This is a genomic window from Vibrio sp. 10N.222.51.C5 (assembly GCF_041474575.1).
GTDB lineage: Bacteria > Pseudomonadota > Gammaproteobacteria > Enterobacterales > Vibrionaceae > Vibrio > Vibrio crassostreae_C.
Window position 1 is genome coordinate 30,973 of record NZ_JBFRUJ010000038.1, and the last position, 14,281, is coordinate 45,253.

General features: G+C 45.2%; 28 protein-coding genes. All 28 read right to left on the bottom strand.

Annotation, left to right across the window (positions count from 1 at the left end):
- Positions 1–157 precede the first annotated feature (157 nt).
- The 28 genes from rplQ to rpsJ all read right to left on the bottom strand — a co-directional run bounded on the left by rplQ (position 158) and on the right by rpsJ (position 13,808).
- Positions 158–538 carry a 50S ribosomal protein L17 gene (rplQ, locus tag AB4558_RS12535; protein ID WP_004729812.1) on the bottom strand — a complete coding sequence of 127 codons (381 nt, stop codon included), beginning with the start codon at positions 536–538 and terminating at the stop codon, positions 158–160.
- Between the two features lie 24 nt (positions 539–562).
- On the bottom strand, positions 563–1,555 hold the full coding sequence (locus AB4558_RS12540) for a DNA-directed RNA polymerase subunit alpha (RefSeq protein ID WP_004729813.1): 993 nt from the start codon (positions 1,553–1,555) through the stop codon (positions 563–565).
- 22 nt (positions 1,556–1,577) lie between these two features.
- Positions 1,578–2,198: a 30S ribosomal protein S4 gene (gene rpsD, locus AB4558_RS12545; RefSeq protein WP_004738777.1), complete on the bottom strand. Its 621-nt coding sequence runs from the start codon at positions 2,196–2,198 to the stop codon at positions 1,578–1,580.
- A 31-nt stretch (positions 2,199–2,229) separates the two neighbouring features.
- Positions 2,230–2,619, bottom strand: coding sequence for a 30S ribosomal protein S11 (gene rpsK, locus AB4558_RS12550; protein ID WP_004738778.1), 390 nt, complete (start codon positions 2,617–2,619; stop codon positions 2,230–2,232).
- A 19-nt stretch (positions 2,620–2,638) separates the two neighbouring features.
- The gene (gene rpsM, locus AB4558_RS12555; protein WP_004738779.1) at positions 2,639–2,995 is read right to left on the bottom strand and encodes a 30S ribosomal protein S13; all 357 of its coding nucleotides are present in this window, start codon (positions 2,993–2,995) and stop codon (positions 2,639–2,641) included.
- A gap of 148 nt (positions 2,996–3,143) precedes the next feature.
- Positions 3,144–3,257: a 50S ribosomal protein L36 gene (rpmJ, locus tag AB4558_RS12560; protein WP_000868186.1), complete on the bottom strand. Its 114-nt coding sequence runs from the start codon at positions 3,255–3,257 to the stop codon at positions 3,144–3,146.
- A 41-nt stretch (positions 3,258–3,298) separates the two neighbouring features.
- Positions 3,299–4,633 (bottom strand): preprotein translocase subunit SecY, encoded by a 1,335-nt coding sequence (secY, locus tag AB4558_RS12565; RefSeq protein ID WP_004738781.1) that lies wholly within the window; start codon positions 4,631–4,633, stop codon positions 3,299–3,301.
- A gap of 20 nt (positions 4,634–4,653) precedes the next feature.
- On the bottom strand, positions 4,654–5,088 hold the full coding sequence (gene rplO / locus AB4558_RS12570; protein ID WP_004736758.1) for a 50S ribosomal protein L15: 435 nt from the start codon (positions 5,086–5,088) through the stop codon (positions 4,654–4,656).
- Positions 5,089–5,093: 5 nt separating this feature from the next.
- Complete coding sequence (gene rpmD, locus AB4558_RS12575; protein ID WP_004736756.1) at positions 5,094–5,270, bottom strand: 50S ribosomal protein L30; 177 nt, start codon at positions 5,268–5,270, stop codon at positions 5,094–5,096.
- Between the two features lie 7 nt (positions 5,271–5,277).
- Entirely contained in the window at positions 5,278–5,778 is a 501-nt protein-coding gene (gene rpsE / locus AB4558_RS12580) for a 30S ribosomal protein S5 (RefSeq protein WP_017061307.1), read from the bottom strand.
- 14 nt (positions 5,779–5,792) lie between these two features.
- Positions 5,793–6,146: a 50S ribosomal protein L18 gene (gene rplR / locus AB4558_RS12585; protein ID WP_004738784.1), complete on the bottom strand. Its 354-nt coding sequence runs from the start codon at positions 6,144–6,146 to the stop codon at positions 5,793–5,795.
- A 9-nt stretch (positions 6,147–6,155) separates the two neighbouring features.
- Positions 6,156–6,689 carry a 50S ribosomal protein L6 gene (gene rplF, locus AB4558_RS12590; RefSeq protein ID WP_017063712.1) on the bottom strand — a complete coding sequence of 178 codons (534 nt, stop codon included), beginning with the start codon at positions 6,687–6,689 and terminating at the stop codon, positions 6,156–6,158.
- A 10-nt stretch (positions 6,690–6,699) separates the two neighbouring features.
- A complete protein-coding gene (gene rpsH / locus AB4558_RS12595) occupies positions 6,700–7,092 on the bottom strand; it encodes a 30S ribosomal protein S8 (protein WP_017061309.1) in 393 nt (130 codons plus the stop codon).
- A gap of 29 nt (positions 7,093–7,121) precedes the next feature.
- Positions 7,122–7,427 carry a 30S ribosomal protein S14 gene (rpsN, locus tag AB4558_RS12600; protein WP_004738789.1) on the bottom strand — a complete coding sequence of 102 codons (306 nt, stop codon included), beginning with the start codon at positions 7,425–7,427 and terminating at the stop codon, positions 7,122–7,124.
- Positions 7,428–7,443: 16 nt separating this feature from the next.
- Entirely contained in the window at positions 7,444–7,983 is a 540-nt protein-coding gene (gene rplE, locus AB4558_RS12605; protein ID WP_004738790.1) for a 50S ribosomal protein L5, read from the bottom strand.
- Between the two features lie 24 nt (positions 7,984–8,007).
- Positions 8,008–8,325 carry a 50S ribosomal protein L24 gene (gene rplX, locus AB4558_RS12610; protein WP_004738792.1) on the bottom strand — a complete coding sequence of 106 codons (318 nt, stop codon included), beginning with the start codon at positions 8,323–8,325 and terminating at the stop codon, positions 8,008–8,010.
- Between the two features lie 11 nt (positions 8,326–8,336).
- Positions 8,337–8,708 carry a 50S ribosomal protein L14 gene (gene rplN / locus AB4558_RS12615; RefSeq protein ID WP_004736740.1) on the bottom strand — a complete coding sequence of 124 codons (372 nt, stop codon included), beginning with the start codon at positions 8,706–8,708 and terminating at the stop codon, positions 8,337–8,339.
- 162 nt (positions 8,709–8,870) lie between these two features.
- Positions 8,871–9,125 carry a 30S ribosomal protein S17 gene (gene rpsQ / locus AB4558_RS12620; protein ID WP_004736739.1) on the bottom strand — a complete coding sequence of 85 codons (255 nt, stop codon included), beginning with the start codon at positions 9,123–9,125 and terminating at the stop codon, positions 8,871–8,873.
- A complete protein-coding gene (gene rpmC / locus AB4558_RS12625; RefSeq protein WP_004736737.1) occupies positions 9,125–9,316 on the bottom strand; it encodes a 50S ribosomal protein L29 in 192 nt (63 codons plus the stop codon). The genes rpsQ and rpmC overlap by 1 nt, the downstream gene beginning before the upstream one ends.
- A complete protein-coding gene (rplP, locus tag AB4558_RS12630; RefSeq protein ID WP_004736736.1) occupies positions 9,316–9,726 on the bottom strand; it encodes a 50S ribosomal protein L16 in 411 nt (136 codons plus the stop codon). Before rplP ends, rpmC begins: the two co-directional genes overlap by 1 nt.
- 11 nt (positions 9,727–9,737) lie before the next feature.
- A complete protein-coding gene (gene rpsC, locus AB4558_RS12635; RefSeq protein ID WP_004736734.1) occupies positions 9,738–10,436 on the bottom strand; it encodes a 30S ribosomal protein S3 in 699 nt (232 codons plus the stop codon).
- A gap of 18 nt (positions 10,437–10,454) precedes the next feature.
- Positions 10,455–10,787 carry a 50S ribosomal protein L22 gene (rplV, locus tag AB4558_RS12640; protein ID WP_004736732.1) on the bottom strand — a complete coding sequence of 111 codons (333 nt, stop codon included), beginning with the start codon at positions 10,785–10,787 and terminating at the stop codon, positions 10,455–10,457.
- Between the two features lie 10 nt (positions 10,788–10,797).
- Complete coding sequence (gene rpsS / locus AB4558_RS12645; RefSeq protein ID WP_004736729.1) at positions 10,798–11,076, bottom strand: 30S ribosomal protein S19; 279 nt, start codon at positions 11,074–11,076, stop codon at positions 10,798–10,800.
- Positions 11,077–11,095: 19 nt separating this feature from the next.
- Positions 11,096–11,920, bottom strand: coding sequence for a 50S ribosomal protein L2 (gene rplB / locus AB4558_RS12650; protein ID WP_010435149.1), 825 nt, complete (start codon positions 11,918–11,920; stop codon positions 11,096–11,098).
- A 14-nt stretch (positions 11,921–11,934) separates the two neighbouring features.
- A complete protein-coding gene (gene rplW, locus AB4558_RS12655) occupies positions 11,935–12,237 on the bottom strand; it encodes a 50S ribosomal protein L23 (protein ID WP_004736765.1) in 303 nt (100 codons plus the stop codon).
- Positions 12,234–12,836: a 50S ribosomal protein L4 gene (gene rplD, locus AB4558_RS12660; RefSeq protein ID WP_004738803.1), complete on the bottom strand. Its 603-nt coding sequence runs from the start codon at positions 12,834–12,836 to the stop codon at positions 12,234–12,236. The genes rplW and rplD overlap by 4 nt, the downstream gene beginning before the upstream one ends.
- 16 nt (positions 12,837–12,852) lie before the next feature.
- The gene (gene rplC, locus AB4558_RS12665) at positions 12,853–13,482 is read right to left on the bottom strand and encodes a 50S ribosomal protein L3 (protein ID WP_004736763.1); all 630 of its coding nucleotides are present in this window, start codon (positions 13,480–13,482) and stop codon (positions 12,853–12,855) included.
- A gap of 14 nt (positions 13,483–13,496) precedes the next feature.
- Positions 13,497–13,808, bottom strand: coding sequence for a 30S ribosomal protein S10 (gene rpsJ / locus AB4558_RS12670; protein ID WP_004736761.1), 312 nt, complete (start codon positions 13,806–13,808; stop codon positions 13,497–13,499).
- Positions 13,809–14,281: the final 473 nt, after the last annotated feature.

The window sequence follows — 14,281 nt, forward strand, 5'->3', positions numbered from 1 at the left end:
GAGATACGAGATACGAGATATTTTTGAAAAATGGCGCAGACAAGACAAGCAAAAAATGCCAAACATCATGGTGCAATTTCTATTGTCTATTCCTTGTTCTACAGACACAAAAAAGCCGAGCTAATGCTCGGCTTTTGTATTAAGAATCTAGTATAGATTACTCAGCAGCTTCTTCAGCAGCTGGGCGGTCTACAAGCTCAATGTAAGCCATTGGAGCTTTATCACCAGTACGGAAACCACATTTAAGAATGCGAGTGTAACCACCTTGGCGAGCCGCGAAACGCGGGCCTAGTTCATTAAATAGTTTTGCCACAACTTCGTTATCACGAGTGCGAGCAAATGCAAGACGACGGTTAGCAACACTGTCTGTCTTAGCTAGGGTAATCAATGGCTCAATTACGCGACGTAGTTCTTTTGCTTTAGGCACGGTAGTTTTAATAACTTCGTGACGAACAAGAGAGCTAGCCATGTTGCTGAACATCGCTTTGCGATGACTGCTGTTGCGGTTGAGTTGACGACCACTTTTACGATGGCGCATGACCTAATCCTTCTAACTTTTCGATTAATCTTCAGCGATTGACGCTGGTGGCCAGTTTTCTAGACGCATGCCTAGAGAAAGACCACGTGAAGCAAGCACATCTTTAATCTCTGTAAGAGATTTCTTACCAAGGTTTGGCGTTTTAAGTAGCTCAACCTCAGTGCGCTGTACAAGATCACCGATGTAGTGAATCGCTTCTGCTTTCAAACAGTTAGCAGAGCGAACTGTTAGTTCAAGATCGTCTACAGGACGTAGTAGGATAGGATCGAATTCTGGCTTCTCTTCCTTCTCCTCAGGTACACGTACATCACGAAGATCTACGAACGCATCCAGTTGTTCAGCTAAAATAGTAGCTGCACGACGGATTGCTTCCTCAGGTTCTAGAGTACCGTTCGTTTCCATATCGATAACAAGCTTGTCTAAATCAGTACGTTGTTCTACACGTGCCGCTTCTACAGCGTAAGCGATTTTATCAACCGGGCTGTAAGTAGCGTCAACTAGTAGACGACCGATAGGACGCTCATCTTCTTCAGTATGGATACGAGCTGAAGCTGGAACGTAACCACGACCACGTTCTACTTTGATACGCATAGCGATCTCAGCGTTGTCATCCGTTAGGTGACAAATTACGTGCTCAGGGTTAGCGATCTCTACATCACCATCGTGGGTGATGTCACCTGCAACAACAGGGCCTGAGCCTGATTTGTTCAGTGTAATAAACACTTCATCTTTGCCTTCAGCAACGCGTACAGCCAAACCTTTAAGGTTTAGAAGGATTTCCAGGATATCTTCCTGAACGCCTTCTTTAGTGCTGTATTCGTGTAGCACACCTTCAATTTCAACTTCTGTTACGGCACAACCCGGCATAGAAGATAGAAGAATGCGGCGAAGAGCATTACCTAGAGTGTGGCCGAAACCGCGCTCTAATGGCTCAAGAGTTACTTTCGCGTGTGTCGTATTGATCTGTTCAATGTCAACAAGACGCGGCTTAAGAAATTCTGTTACAGAACCCTGCATTGTGTCCTCTCTTTTTTTAACCTTACTTAGAGTAAAGTTCGACGATCAAGTGTTCATTGATGTCAGCTGATAGGTCAGAACGCTCAGGCATACGCTTGAATGTACCTTCCATTTTGCCAGCATCTACTTCAATCCAAGTTGGCTTTTCACGTTGTTCAGCAACTTCTAGAGCCGCTTTAATACGAGATTGCTGTTTAGCTTTCTCGCGGATAGAAACAACGTCGTTTGCCGCTACTTTGAAAGAAGGAACGTTTACAACTTTACCGTTAACTAGAATAGACTTGTGGCTAACTAGTTGACGAGATTCAGCACGAGTAGCGCCAAAGCCCATACGGTAAACTACGTTATCAAGACGACCTTCAAGAAGCTGAAGCAGGTTTGCACCTGTGTTGCCTTTAAGACGTGCAGCTTCTTTGTAGTAGTTGCGGAATTGTTTTTCTAGAACGCCGTAGATACGACGAACTTTTTGCTTCTCACGAAGCTGAACGCCATACTCAGATAGACGACCGCGACGAGCGCCGTGTACACCTGGTGCGTTATCAATTTTACACTTGGTATCGATCGCACGGACACCAGACTTAAGGAATAAGTCAGTACCTTCGCGACGGCTAAGCTTAAGCTTAGGACCCAAATATCTTGCCATGATCTTTCTCCAATATTCCTAGAAACGAAACTTAAACGCGACGTTTCTTAGGTGGACGACAACCGTTATGAGGGATTGGTGTCGCATCAACAATGTTAGTGATACGGAAACCAGCAGCGTTCAGTGCACGAACAGTAGATTCGCGACCTGGACCTGGACCCTTAACCATAACTTCCAAGTTCTTTAGGCCATATTCTTTAGCCATTTCACCACAACGCTCAGCTGCAACTTGTGCTGCGAACGGAGTAGATTTACGAGAACCACGGAAACCTGAACCACCTGCTGTAGCCCATGCAAGAGCGTTGCCTTGACGGTCAGTGATAGTTACGATTGTGTTGTTGAAAGAAGCATGAATGTGCGCTACGCCATCAGCTACTTGCTTGCGTACGCGCTTACGCGCGCGAGTTGGTTGTTTTGCCATTGTACTCTACCTTATCCGACTATTTCTTGATCGGCTTGCGCGGACCCTTACGGGTGCGAGCGTTGGTTTTAGTACGCTGTCCACGTAGTGGTAGACTGCGACGATGACGAAGACCGCGGTAACAGCCAAGGTCCATAAGACGCTTGATGTTCATCGATACTTCACGACGTAGATCACCTTCTACAGTGTACTTAGCTACACCATCACGCAGTTGATCGATCTGCTCTTCAGTTAGTTCACTGATCTTAGCATCTTCAGCAATACCCACTTCAGCTAGAATAGCTTGAGAGCGAGTTTTACCGATACCGTAGATTGCAGTAAGTGCAATTACAGAATGCTTATGATCAGGAATGTTAATGCCGGCTATACGGGCCATTATTCACTCCTAAGGGGTTCATAAAAGAATTATCCGCAGCAAAGCCCGTTATGGATACGCTGCGGCATACTACTTCTTTTGCACGCAAAAGGTAGGCCGAGGAATATACTCGACTCTACCTTGTATTTCAAGTAAAAATTTCTGCTAATTAGCCTTGGCGTTGCTTATGCTTTGGCTCACTGCAAATCACGCGAACGACACCGTTACGCTTGATAACTTTACAGTTACGGCAGATTTTTTTAACGGAAGCACGAACTTTCATTGCTAAACTCCGTAAATGGAATCGAAATTGTTACCACCGAATTAACGGCCGTAACCCTTCAGATTCGCTTTCTTTAACACAGAATCATACTGTTGTGACATCAGATGAGTCTGTACCTGTGCCATGAAATCCATGATAACTACCACTACGATTAGTAGTGATGTGCCGCCAAAGTAGAAACGAACGTTCCACGCGACCATCATGAACTCAGGAATCAGACATATAAAAGTAATGTATAGAGCGCCCGCAAGGGTTAGTCTAGTCATCACTTTATCGATATATTTCGCTGTCTGCTCACCTGGGCGGATACCGGGTACGAATGCACCAGACTTCTTCAAGTTATCAGCTGTTTCACGTGGGTTAAACACCAACGCTGTATAGAAGAAACAGAAGAAGATTATAGCTGCTGCATAAAGCATTACATACAAAGGTTGACCTGGGCTAAGAGCTAATGACACGTCAGTTAACCAACCGAACGCGCTGCTTTCACCATTTTGACCAAACCACTGCGCTAATGTTCCTGGGAACAAAATAATACTTGATGCGAAAATCGCTGGAATAACACCTGCCATATTAATCTTAAGAGGCAAGTGAGAGCTTTGTGCTGCAAAAACTTTACGACCTTGTTGACGTTTCGCATAGTTAACGACGATACGACGTTGACCACGTTCCATGAAAACTACGAAGTAAATAACAGCAAAAGACAATACAGCAATCAACAGCAGAAGAAGCACATGCAATTCACCTTGACGCGCTTGCTCGATTGTTTGACCGATTGCAGAAGGCAATCCAGCAACAATACCTGCAAAAATCAGAATGGAAATACCATTACCGATTCCTCGCTCAGTGATTTGTTCACCTAACCACATTAAGAACATGGTACCAGTTACTAAACTCACGGTAGCAATAAGCGTAAACATGGTTTGGTTGATAACAACCAGATTGTCGACCATGTTTGGTAAGCCTGTTGCGATACCAATAGCTTGGAATGTTGCAAGTACAAGCGTGCCGTAGCGTGTATATTGGCTTATCTTACGACGGCCTGCTTCACCCTCTTTCTTGAGTTCCGCTAACGCTGGATGAACTACAGTTAGCAATTGGACTACGATCGATGCCGAAATGTACGGCATGATACCCAATGCTAATATAGATGCACGCTCAAGAGCACCACCGGAGAACATGTTAAACATTTCTACGATGGTACCTTTTTGCTGATCGAACAAATCGGCAAGTACAGCTGCGTCAATACCAGGGATCGGCACAAAAGAGCCGGCTCGGAATACTAAAAGTGCACCAATTACGAATAATAAGCGCGACTTTAGTTCACTTAAGCCGCTCTGAGCACTACGAAAATCTTGTCCTGGTTTCTTAGCCATCTGTACCTCGTTCCTCGAGATTATTCCTCGATTTTACCGCCTGCAGCTTCGATTGCAGCTTTAGCGCCTTTAGTCACGCGTAGACCTTTAACAGTCACAGCTTTACTTAGGTCACCAGAAAGAACGATCTTAACAAACTCGATGTTCTTAGTGATAACGTTAGCAGCTTTAAGGCTGTTAAGATCAACTACGTCACCTGTTACTTTCGCTAGCTCAGCTAGACGAACTTCAGCAGACACTAGGCTCTTACGAGAAGTGAAACCGAATTTAGGTAGACGTTGTTTTAGAGGCATTTGACCGCCTTCAAAACCTGGACGAACAGAGCCGCCAGAACGTGACTTTTGACCTTTGTGACCGCGGCCACCTGTTTTACCAAGGCCAGAACCGATACCACGACCTACACGCTTCTTAGAAGGTTTAGAGCCAGCAGCCGGTGATAGAGTATTCAAACGCATTCTGATTACTCCTCAATCTTAACCATGTAGTAAACCTTGTTGATCATACCGCGTACGCACGGTGTATCTTCAAGTTCTACTGTATGGTTGATGCGACGAAGACCTAGACCTTTAAGACACGCTTTGTGCTTAGGTAGGCGACCAATTGAGCTTTTAGTTTGAGTTACTTTAATAGTTGCCATCGTGTGCTTACTCCGAAATAGATTCAACAGTTAGACCACGTTTAGCAGCAACCATTTCTGGTGACTTAACGTCTACTAGAGCACCAATCGTTGCACGAACGATGTTGATCGGGTTCGTTGAACCGTATGCTTTAGAAAGTACGTTATGTACGCCCGCAACTTCAAGTACAGCACGCATTGCACCGCCGGCAATAACACCTGTACCTTCTGCAGCTGGCTGCATGTAAACTTTAGAGCCCGAATGACGACCTTTCACCGGGTGGTGAAGAGTGCCTTCGTTAAGCGATACTGTAACCATGTTACGGCGCGCTTTTTCCATTGCTTTTTGAATCGCAGCAGGTACTTCACGAGCTTTGCCGTAACCGAAACCTACGCGACCGTTACCGTCACCAACTACTGTTAGTGCAGTAAAGCTCATGATTCGACCACCTTTAACCGTCTTAGATACACGGTTAACTGCGATCAGCTTTTCTTGCAAATCATTAGCTTGTTGTTGTTCTTTAGCCATCTTCCAACCCTACCTTAGAATTTCAGACCAGCTTCGCGAGCAGATTCTGCTAGCGCCGCTACTCGACCGTGGTATTGGAAACCAGAACGATCAAATGCAACTGAAGCTACGCCTTTTTCAAGAGCGCGCTCAGCAACAGCTTTACCAACTGCTTTAGCTGCATCAACGTTACCAGTGTTCTTAACTTGCTCACGGATCGCTTTTTCTACAGTAGAAGCAGCTGCGATAACCTCAGAGCCGTTTGCCGCGATAACTTGTGCGTAAACATGGCGAGGAGTACGGTGTACTACCAGGCGAGTTGCACCAAGTTCTGCAATCTTACGACGTGCACGTGTAGCACGACGGATGCGAGATGCTTTCTTATCCATAGTGATACCTTACTTCTTCTTAGCTTCTTTAGTACGCACATTTTCATCTGCGTAACGAACACCTTTGCCTTTGTAAGGCTCAGGAGCACGGTAAGAACGAATGTCAGCCGCAACTTGACCTACTACTTGCTTATCGCAACCAGTAATGATGATCTCAGTTTGGCTAGGGCACTCAGCTTTAATACCTTCAGGTAGAGCGTGCTCTACTGGGTGAGAAAAACCAAGAGTTAGAGCTACAGAGTTGCCTTTCATAGCAGCACGGTAACCAACACCCTTAAGAGTTAGCTTCTTAGTGAAGCCCTCAGTAACACCCACAACCATGTTATTAACTAGAGCGCGAGCTGTACCAGCTTGTGCCCATGCGTTAGTAACACCTTCTTTCGGACCGAAAGTTAGGTTGGTTTCTTCCTGTGCAATAACTACGGCGCTGTTAAGAACGCGAGTAAGCTCACCTTTGCTACCTTTTACAGTAACTTCTTGGCCGTTTAGTTTCACCTCTACGCCAGCTGGAATAGCGACAGGTGCTTTAGCAACACGAGACATAATCTACTCCTTAAGCTACGTAACAGATGATTTCACCGCCAAGACCTGCTTTACGAGCAGCACGGTCAGACATCAGACCCTTGGAAGTAGAAACAACTGCAATACCAAGACCACCCATCACTGTAGGTAAAGAGTCTTTATTTTTATAAACTCTTAGACCAGGACGTGATACACGCTTGATTTGCTCGATTACAGGTTTAGCTTGGAAGTACTTAAGAGTAACTTCTAGCTCAGGTTTTGCTTCGCTGTTAACAGCGAAGTCTACGATGTAACCTTCAGCTTTAAGTAATGCAGCAATTGCAACTTTAAGCTTTGAAGAAGGCATTTTTACAGCAACTTTGTTTGCTGCCTGACCGTTACGAACTCGGGTCAGCATATCCGAAATCGGATCTTGCATGCTCATAAGATTTACTCCAAATGATTAAGTGGCAATTACCAGCTAGCCTTACGAAGACCCGGAATCTCGCCTTTCATGCAAGCTTCACGAACCTTAATGCGGCTTAGACCGAATTTACGTAGGTAACCGTGTGGACGACCAGTTTGGTTGCAACGGTTGCGCTGACGTGATGCACTTGAATCACGTGGAAGAGATTGCAGTTTAAGAACCGCATTCCAACGATCTTCTTCAGATGCGTTTACATCGCTAATGATAACTTTTAGCGCAGAACGCTTTTCAGCGAACTTAGCTACTAGTTTTGCACGTTTAGCTTCACGTGCTTTCATTGATTGTTTAGCCATAACAGTAACCCTACCCTTACTTACGGAATGGGAAGTTAAAGGCAGCCAGCAGAGCTCGGCCTTCCTCATCGGAACCCGCAGAAGTCGTGATAGTGATATCAAGACCGCGGACACGATCGACTTTATCGTAGTCGATTTCCGGAAAGATGATTTGCTCGCGAACGCCCATGCTGTAGTTACCGCGACCGTCAAAAGACTTAGCGCTAACACCACGGAAATCACGTACACGTGGAAGTGCGATAGAGATTAAACGCTCTAAAAATTCCCACATGCGCTCACCACGCAAGGTTACTTTACAACCAATTGGGTAGCCTTCACGAATTTTGAAACCAGCTACAGATTTACGCGCTTTAGTGATAAGTGGCTTTTGACCAGAGATCGTTGCCATATCAGCTGCTGCGTTTTCTAGCAGTTTCTTATCGTTGATTGCTTCACCAACGCCCATATTTAGGGTGATTTTCTCAATCCTAGGGACTTGCATGACGCTTGTGTAGCTGAACTCTTTGGTAAGCTCAGCGACTACAGACGACTTGTAGTAATCATGCAGTTTCGCCATAGTAGAACTCCAAATTACTTCTAATTAGTTAGAAACAGTTTCGCCGTTAGATTTGAAGAAACGAACTTTCTTGCCATCTTCGATACGGAAACCGATACGGTCTGCTTTACCAGTAGCCGCGTTAAAAACAGCAACGTTAGAAGCATCAATAGCTGCTTCTTGTTCAACGATGCCACCTTGTTGACCTAGAGCCGGAACCGGCTTTTGGTGTTTCTTAACAAGGTTGATGCCTTCAACGATAACTTTACCAGTTGTCAGAACCTTAGTTACTTTACCTTTCTTGCCTTTATCTTTACCAGCAAGAATGATTACTTCGTCATTACGACGGATTTTAGCTGCCATATTGCCGCTCCTTACAGAACTTCAGGTGCTAGTGATACAATCTTCATGAATTTCGCGTTACGAAGTTCACGAGTCACAGGACCAAAGATACGTGTGCCGACTGGTTGCTCAGTAGTGTCATTTAACAATACACAAGCATTACTGTCGAAGCGAATGACAGAACCGTCTGGGCGACGAACGCCTTTACGGGTGCGCACTACTACCGCCTTCAGAACATCACCTTTCTTTACTTTACCGCGAGGAATCGCTTCCTTCACTGTAACCTTGATGACGTCACCGATATGTGCATAACGGCGGTGAGAGCCACCCAGAACCTTAATACACATTACCTTGCGCGCGCCAGAGTTATCTGCTGCGTCAAGTGTACTTTGCATCTGGATCATTGTTAGTGCTCCGCTAAATATTAAAACTAGACCCTCTCGGGTCGGGCTGCCTCTTTAAAAGGGACGCGAATTGTACCACCCTTTTTTTAAATTGGGTAGACAAAAAACAAGCGGCTCCAAAAAATAATTTGGAGCCGCTTATAAGTTATAGAATTACAAAGATTAAATCTTCGCTTTTTCTAGAACTTTAACCAATGTCCAAGACTTAGTCTTAGACAGAGGACGACACTCAGCGATTTCAACTTTGTCGCCTAGGCCACAAGTGTTGTCTTCGTCGTGTGCGTGTACTTTAGTCGTGCGTTTGATGAACTTACCGTAAATTGGGTGTTTTACAGTGCGTTCAATAGCAACAACGATAGACTTGTCCATCTTGTCGCTTACTACACGGCCTTGCTGGATGCGGTTAGTTTCGCTCATTATGCGCCTGCCTTTTCAGTCAAAACAGTTTTCACACGTGCGATGTCACGGCGTACAGCTTTTAGAGTATGAGTTTGCTGAAGTTGACCAGTTGCAGCTTGCATGCGCAAGTTGAACTGTTCACGTAGCAAATTCAATAGCTCAGCGTTAAGCTCTTCAACGTTCTTTTCGCGTAGATCTTGTGCTTTCATCACATCACCTGCTTAGTTACAAAAGTAGTTTTAACAGGCAGTTTACGTGCCGCTAGGCGGAACGCTTCACGTGCCAACTCTTCAGGTACGCCATTCATCTCGTACATAACTTTGCCTGGTTGGATTTGAGCAACCCAGTACGCAACTGAACCTTTACCTTTACCTTGACGAACTTCAAGAGGCTTTTCAGTAATTGGCTTGTCTGGGAATACACGAATCCAGATTTGACCTTGACGCTTAATGTGACGTGTCATAGCACGACGTGCCGCTTCGATTTGACGTGCAGTCAGACGACCACGGCCAACAGCTTTAAGACCGAATTCGCCGAAGCTTACTTCAGTACCTTTAGCTAGACCACGGTTACGACCAGTCATAACCTTGCGGAACTTAGTACGTTTTGGTTGTAGCATCGTTCGACTCCTTACTTACGGCCTTTACGCTGCTTCTTAGGCTTATCGCCTTTTGGCTCTACTGCGTTAGCAGCTGGCATACCGCCTAGAATCTCACCTTTGAAGATCCAAACTTTAATGCCGATCACACCGTATTGAGTGTGAGCCGAAGAAGTTGCGTAATCAATGTCTGCACGTAGAGTGTGTAGAGGCACACGGCCTTCACGGTACCACTCAGAACGTGCGATTTCAGCACCGCCAAGACGGCCGCCTACTTGTACTTTGATGCCTTTAGCGCCTAGACGCATAGCATTTTGTACCGCACGCTTCATTGCACGACGGAACATAACACGACGCTCTAGTTGAGACGCGATGCTATCAGCTACAAGCTGACCATCTAGCTCAGGCTTACGTACTTCAGCGATGTTAATTTGCGCTGGTACACCTGCGATTTTAGCTACAGCTGCGCGTAGCTTCTCTACGTCTTCACCTTTCTTACCGATAACAACGCCAGGACGAGCAGTGTGAATAGTCACACGGATGCTCTTAGCTGGACGCTCGATAACGATACGAGATAATGATGCTTTTTGTAGTTCCTTTGTAAGGAACTGACGTACCTTGAAGTCGCCGTCTAGGTTGTCAGCGAATTCGTTGGTATTAGCAAACCATGTAGCATTCCAAGGCTTAACGATGCCAAGACGAATACCATTAGGATGTACTTTCTGACCCATTGCTTACTCTCCTAGTCTTTAGCGATCTGCTACAACAATAGTGATGTGGCTTGAACGCTTCAAGATACGATCCGCACGACCTTTAGCACGAGGCATAATACGCTTCATGATAGGGCCCTCATCTACGAAGATTTTAGCGACATTTAGATCGTCGATATCTGCACCTTCGTTATGTTCCGCGTTAGCGATAGCTGACTCAAGAACCTTCTTAACTAATACAGCAGCTTTTTTGTTGCTGAAAGTTAGAATTTCTAGAGCTTGGTCTACCGACTTACCGCGAATTTGGTCTGCAACTAAGCGAGCTTTCTGTGGAGAAATACGAGCAAAGTTATGTTTAGCTAAAGCTTCCATCATCTACTCCTTATTTCTTCTTAGCTTTCTTATCTGCAGCATGACCGCGATAAGTACGAGTTGGTGCAAATTCGCCCAGTTTGTGACCGATCATTTCTTCGGTAACGAAAACTGGAACGTGCTGACGACCATTATGGACAGCGATGGTCAAACCAATCATTGTTGGGATGATCATTGAGCGACGGGACCAAGTCTTAATAGGCTTTTTGTCTCCGCTTTCCACCGCTTTCTCTACCTTCTTCAGCAAGTGTAGGTCAATAAAAGGACCTTTCTTGAGAGAACGTGGCATGGCGATTCCTCTTTATAAATTATTTAGTGCGACGACGTACGATGTACTTGTCAGTGCGCTTGTTCTTACGAGTCTTGAAGCCCTTAGTAGGAACGCCCCAAGGAGAAACTGGGTGACGACCACCAGATGTGCGGCCTTCACCACCACCATGTGGGTGATCCACCGGGTTCATTACTACACCACGTACGGTTGGACGTACGCCGCGCCAGCGTGAAGCACCAGCTTTACCAAGTTCACGTAGCATATGCTCAGAGTTACCAACTTCACCGATCGTTGCACGACCTTCAGAAAGAACTTTGCGCATCTCACCAGAACGTAGACGGATAGTTACGTATGCACCATCGCGAGCGATGATTTGAGCATAAGCACCAGCCGAACGAGCTAGTTGAGCACCTTTACCAGGCTTAAGTTCAACACAGTGTACAGTAGAACCTACTGGGATGTTGCGCATCGGCAGAGTGTTACCTGCTTTGATTGCAGCATCTACGCCAGATTGAATCTGGTCGCCTGCGTTAACACCTTTAGGTGCAATGATGTAACGACGCTCACCGTCTGCGTACAGAACTAGAGCGATGTTAGCACTACGGTTTGGATCGTATTCTAGACGCTCAACTTTCGCTGGGATGCCATCTTTAGTACGTTTGAAGTCAATTACACGGTAATGGTGCTTATGACCACCACCGATGTGACGTACTGTAATACGACCGTTGTTGTTACGACCACCGTTCTTAGAGTTTTTCTCTAGAAGTGGTGCGTATGGCTTACCCTTGTGTAGGTCAGCGTTAACAACTTTAACGACGTGACGACGACCAGGGGAAGTCGGCTTACATTTAACAATAGCCATTTTTACTACTCCTGTTATTCCGCGCCGCCAACGAAGTCAAGATCTTGACCTTCTTTCAAAGTAACGTAGGCTTTCTTAACGTCTGAACGACGGCCTTCACGCATACCTTGACGTTTGGTCTTACCCTTTAATACAAGAGTATTTACAGACTTAACTTCAACTTCAAATAGCTTTTCTACAGCTGCTTTGATCTCTTTCTTAGTTGCATCTTTAGCTACTTTGAAAACGATAGTGTTCGCTTTCTCAGCTGCCATAGTTGCTTTTTCAGAGATGTGCGGAGCACGTAGAACTTTTAAGATACGCTCTTCAGTGATCATGCTAGCATCTCCTCAACTTGCTTAACTGCGTCAGCAGTCATTAGAACCTTGTCGAAAGCGATTAGTGATACTGGATCAACACCAGCAACATCACGTGCATCTACTTTGTATAGGTTACGAGCAGCTAAGAATAGATTTTCATCTACTTCGCCAGTCACAATCAGAACGTCGCTTAGCTCAAGCTCTTTAAGCTTAGCTACAAGTTCTTTTGTTTTTGGTGCTTCTACAGAGAAGTTATCAACAACGATTAAACGCTCTTGACGAACTAGCTCAGAAAGAATGCTCTTCATAGCACCGCGGTACATTTTTTTGTTTACTTTTTGGCTGTGATCTTGTGGTTTCGCAGCAAAAGTAACACCACCTGTACGCCAGATTGGGCTACGAATTGTACCAGCACGTGCGCGGCCAGTACCTTTTTGACGCCATGGCTTAGCGCCACCGCCAGATACTTCAGAACGAGTCTTTTGAGCACGAGTACCTTGACGAGCACCTGCTGCATATGCAACAACTACTTGGTGTACAAGAGCTTCGTTGAAGTCACGTCCGAAAGTAGTCTCGGAAACAGTTAGTGCATCAGCACCTTTAACCATCAATTCCATTACTTACTCCTAGACGTTATGCTTTAACAGCAGGTTTTACGATCACGTTTCCGCCTGTTGAGCCCGGTACTGCACCTTTAATAAGGAGTAGATTGCGCTCAGCGTCAACACGTACGATCTCTAGGTTTTGAGTCGTTACACGCTCAGCACCCATGTGACCTGCCATTTTCTTGCCTTTAAACACGCGGCCTGGAGTTTGACATTGGCCAATTGAACCCGGTGCGCGGTGAGACAAAGAGTTACCGTGAGTCATATCTTGAGTAGAGAAGTTCCAACGCTTGATAGCGCCTTGGAAGCCTTTACCTTTAGATGTACCAGTAACGTCTACTTTTTTAATTTCGTTGAAAAGTTCTACGTTTAGCTCAGCGCCAACTTCAAACTCTTCGCCGTTTTCTAAACGGAATTCCCAAAGACCGCGACCTGCTTCTACACCCGCTTTCGCGAAGTGACCAGCTTCAGGTTTAGTTACACGGTTAGCTTTCTTAGCACCAGTAGTTACTTGGATTGCTGCGTAGCCGTCTGTCTCAAGAGTTTTAACTTGAGAAATACGGTTCGCTTCAACCTCAACAACAGTTACTGGGATAGAAACGCCTTCTTCAGTAAATACGCGGGTCATACCCACTTTACGTCCGACTAGACCAATCATTATTCTTATCTCCCTTAACCTAGGCTGATTTGAACATCAACGCCAGCTGCAAGATCAAGACGCATTAGAGCATCAACAGTTTTATCTGTTGGCTCAACGATGTCGATCAAACGCTTGTGAGTACGGATTTCGTACTGATCACGTGCATCTTTGTTGACGTGTGGAGAGGTAAGAACAGTGAAACGCTCTTTACGAGTAGGAAGTGGAATAGGACCACGAACCTGTGCGCCAGTACGTTTTGCTGTTTCAACGATTTCCGCAGTTGAAGCATCGATTAGCTTGTAATCAAACGCTTTAAGGCGGATACGAATACGTTGGTTCTGCATGAGACAGAGCTCCAATTATTAAAAATTACACAAACAATATCGCCACTCAAACCCGATAAAACGAGAGAATGCCGATTGATTTATGTGAAACCGTAGCACCCAAAATTAGGACGCATTGTCAGTTAACTTTTGAAGTAAACAAGAAGTTTACTATTTTTATTAACCGCGAACATAAGCTGAGTATACATTACTAGGTAAGACCTACTCCTCAGTGCTCATTGGTTCACAACCAGCGTTAGCCAGTGCGATGCATTATACAGATCACACTTTAGTATGCAAGTAGTGTTGGAAAAATAATCGCAATTTATTGGAAGTTGGTTTTGTATCGAGAGGGAAGAAGACAGATGGAAGGTAATATTTCTTTTGAGAAAACAAAAGGGAAGCCGAAGCTCCCCTTTTCAGATGCGTGCTCTTCTAATGAAGAGAGTGCAAAAATCTAAATGCTATTAAGCGAAGATTTTAGCTACAACACC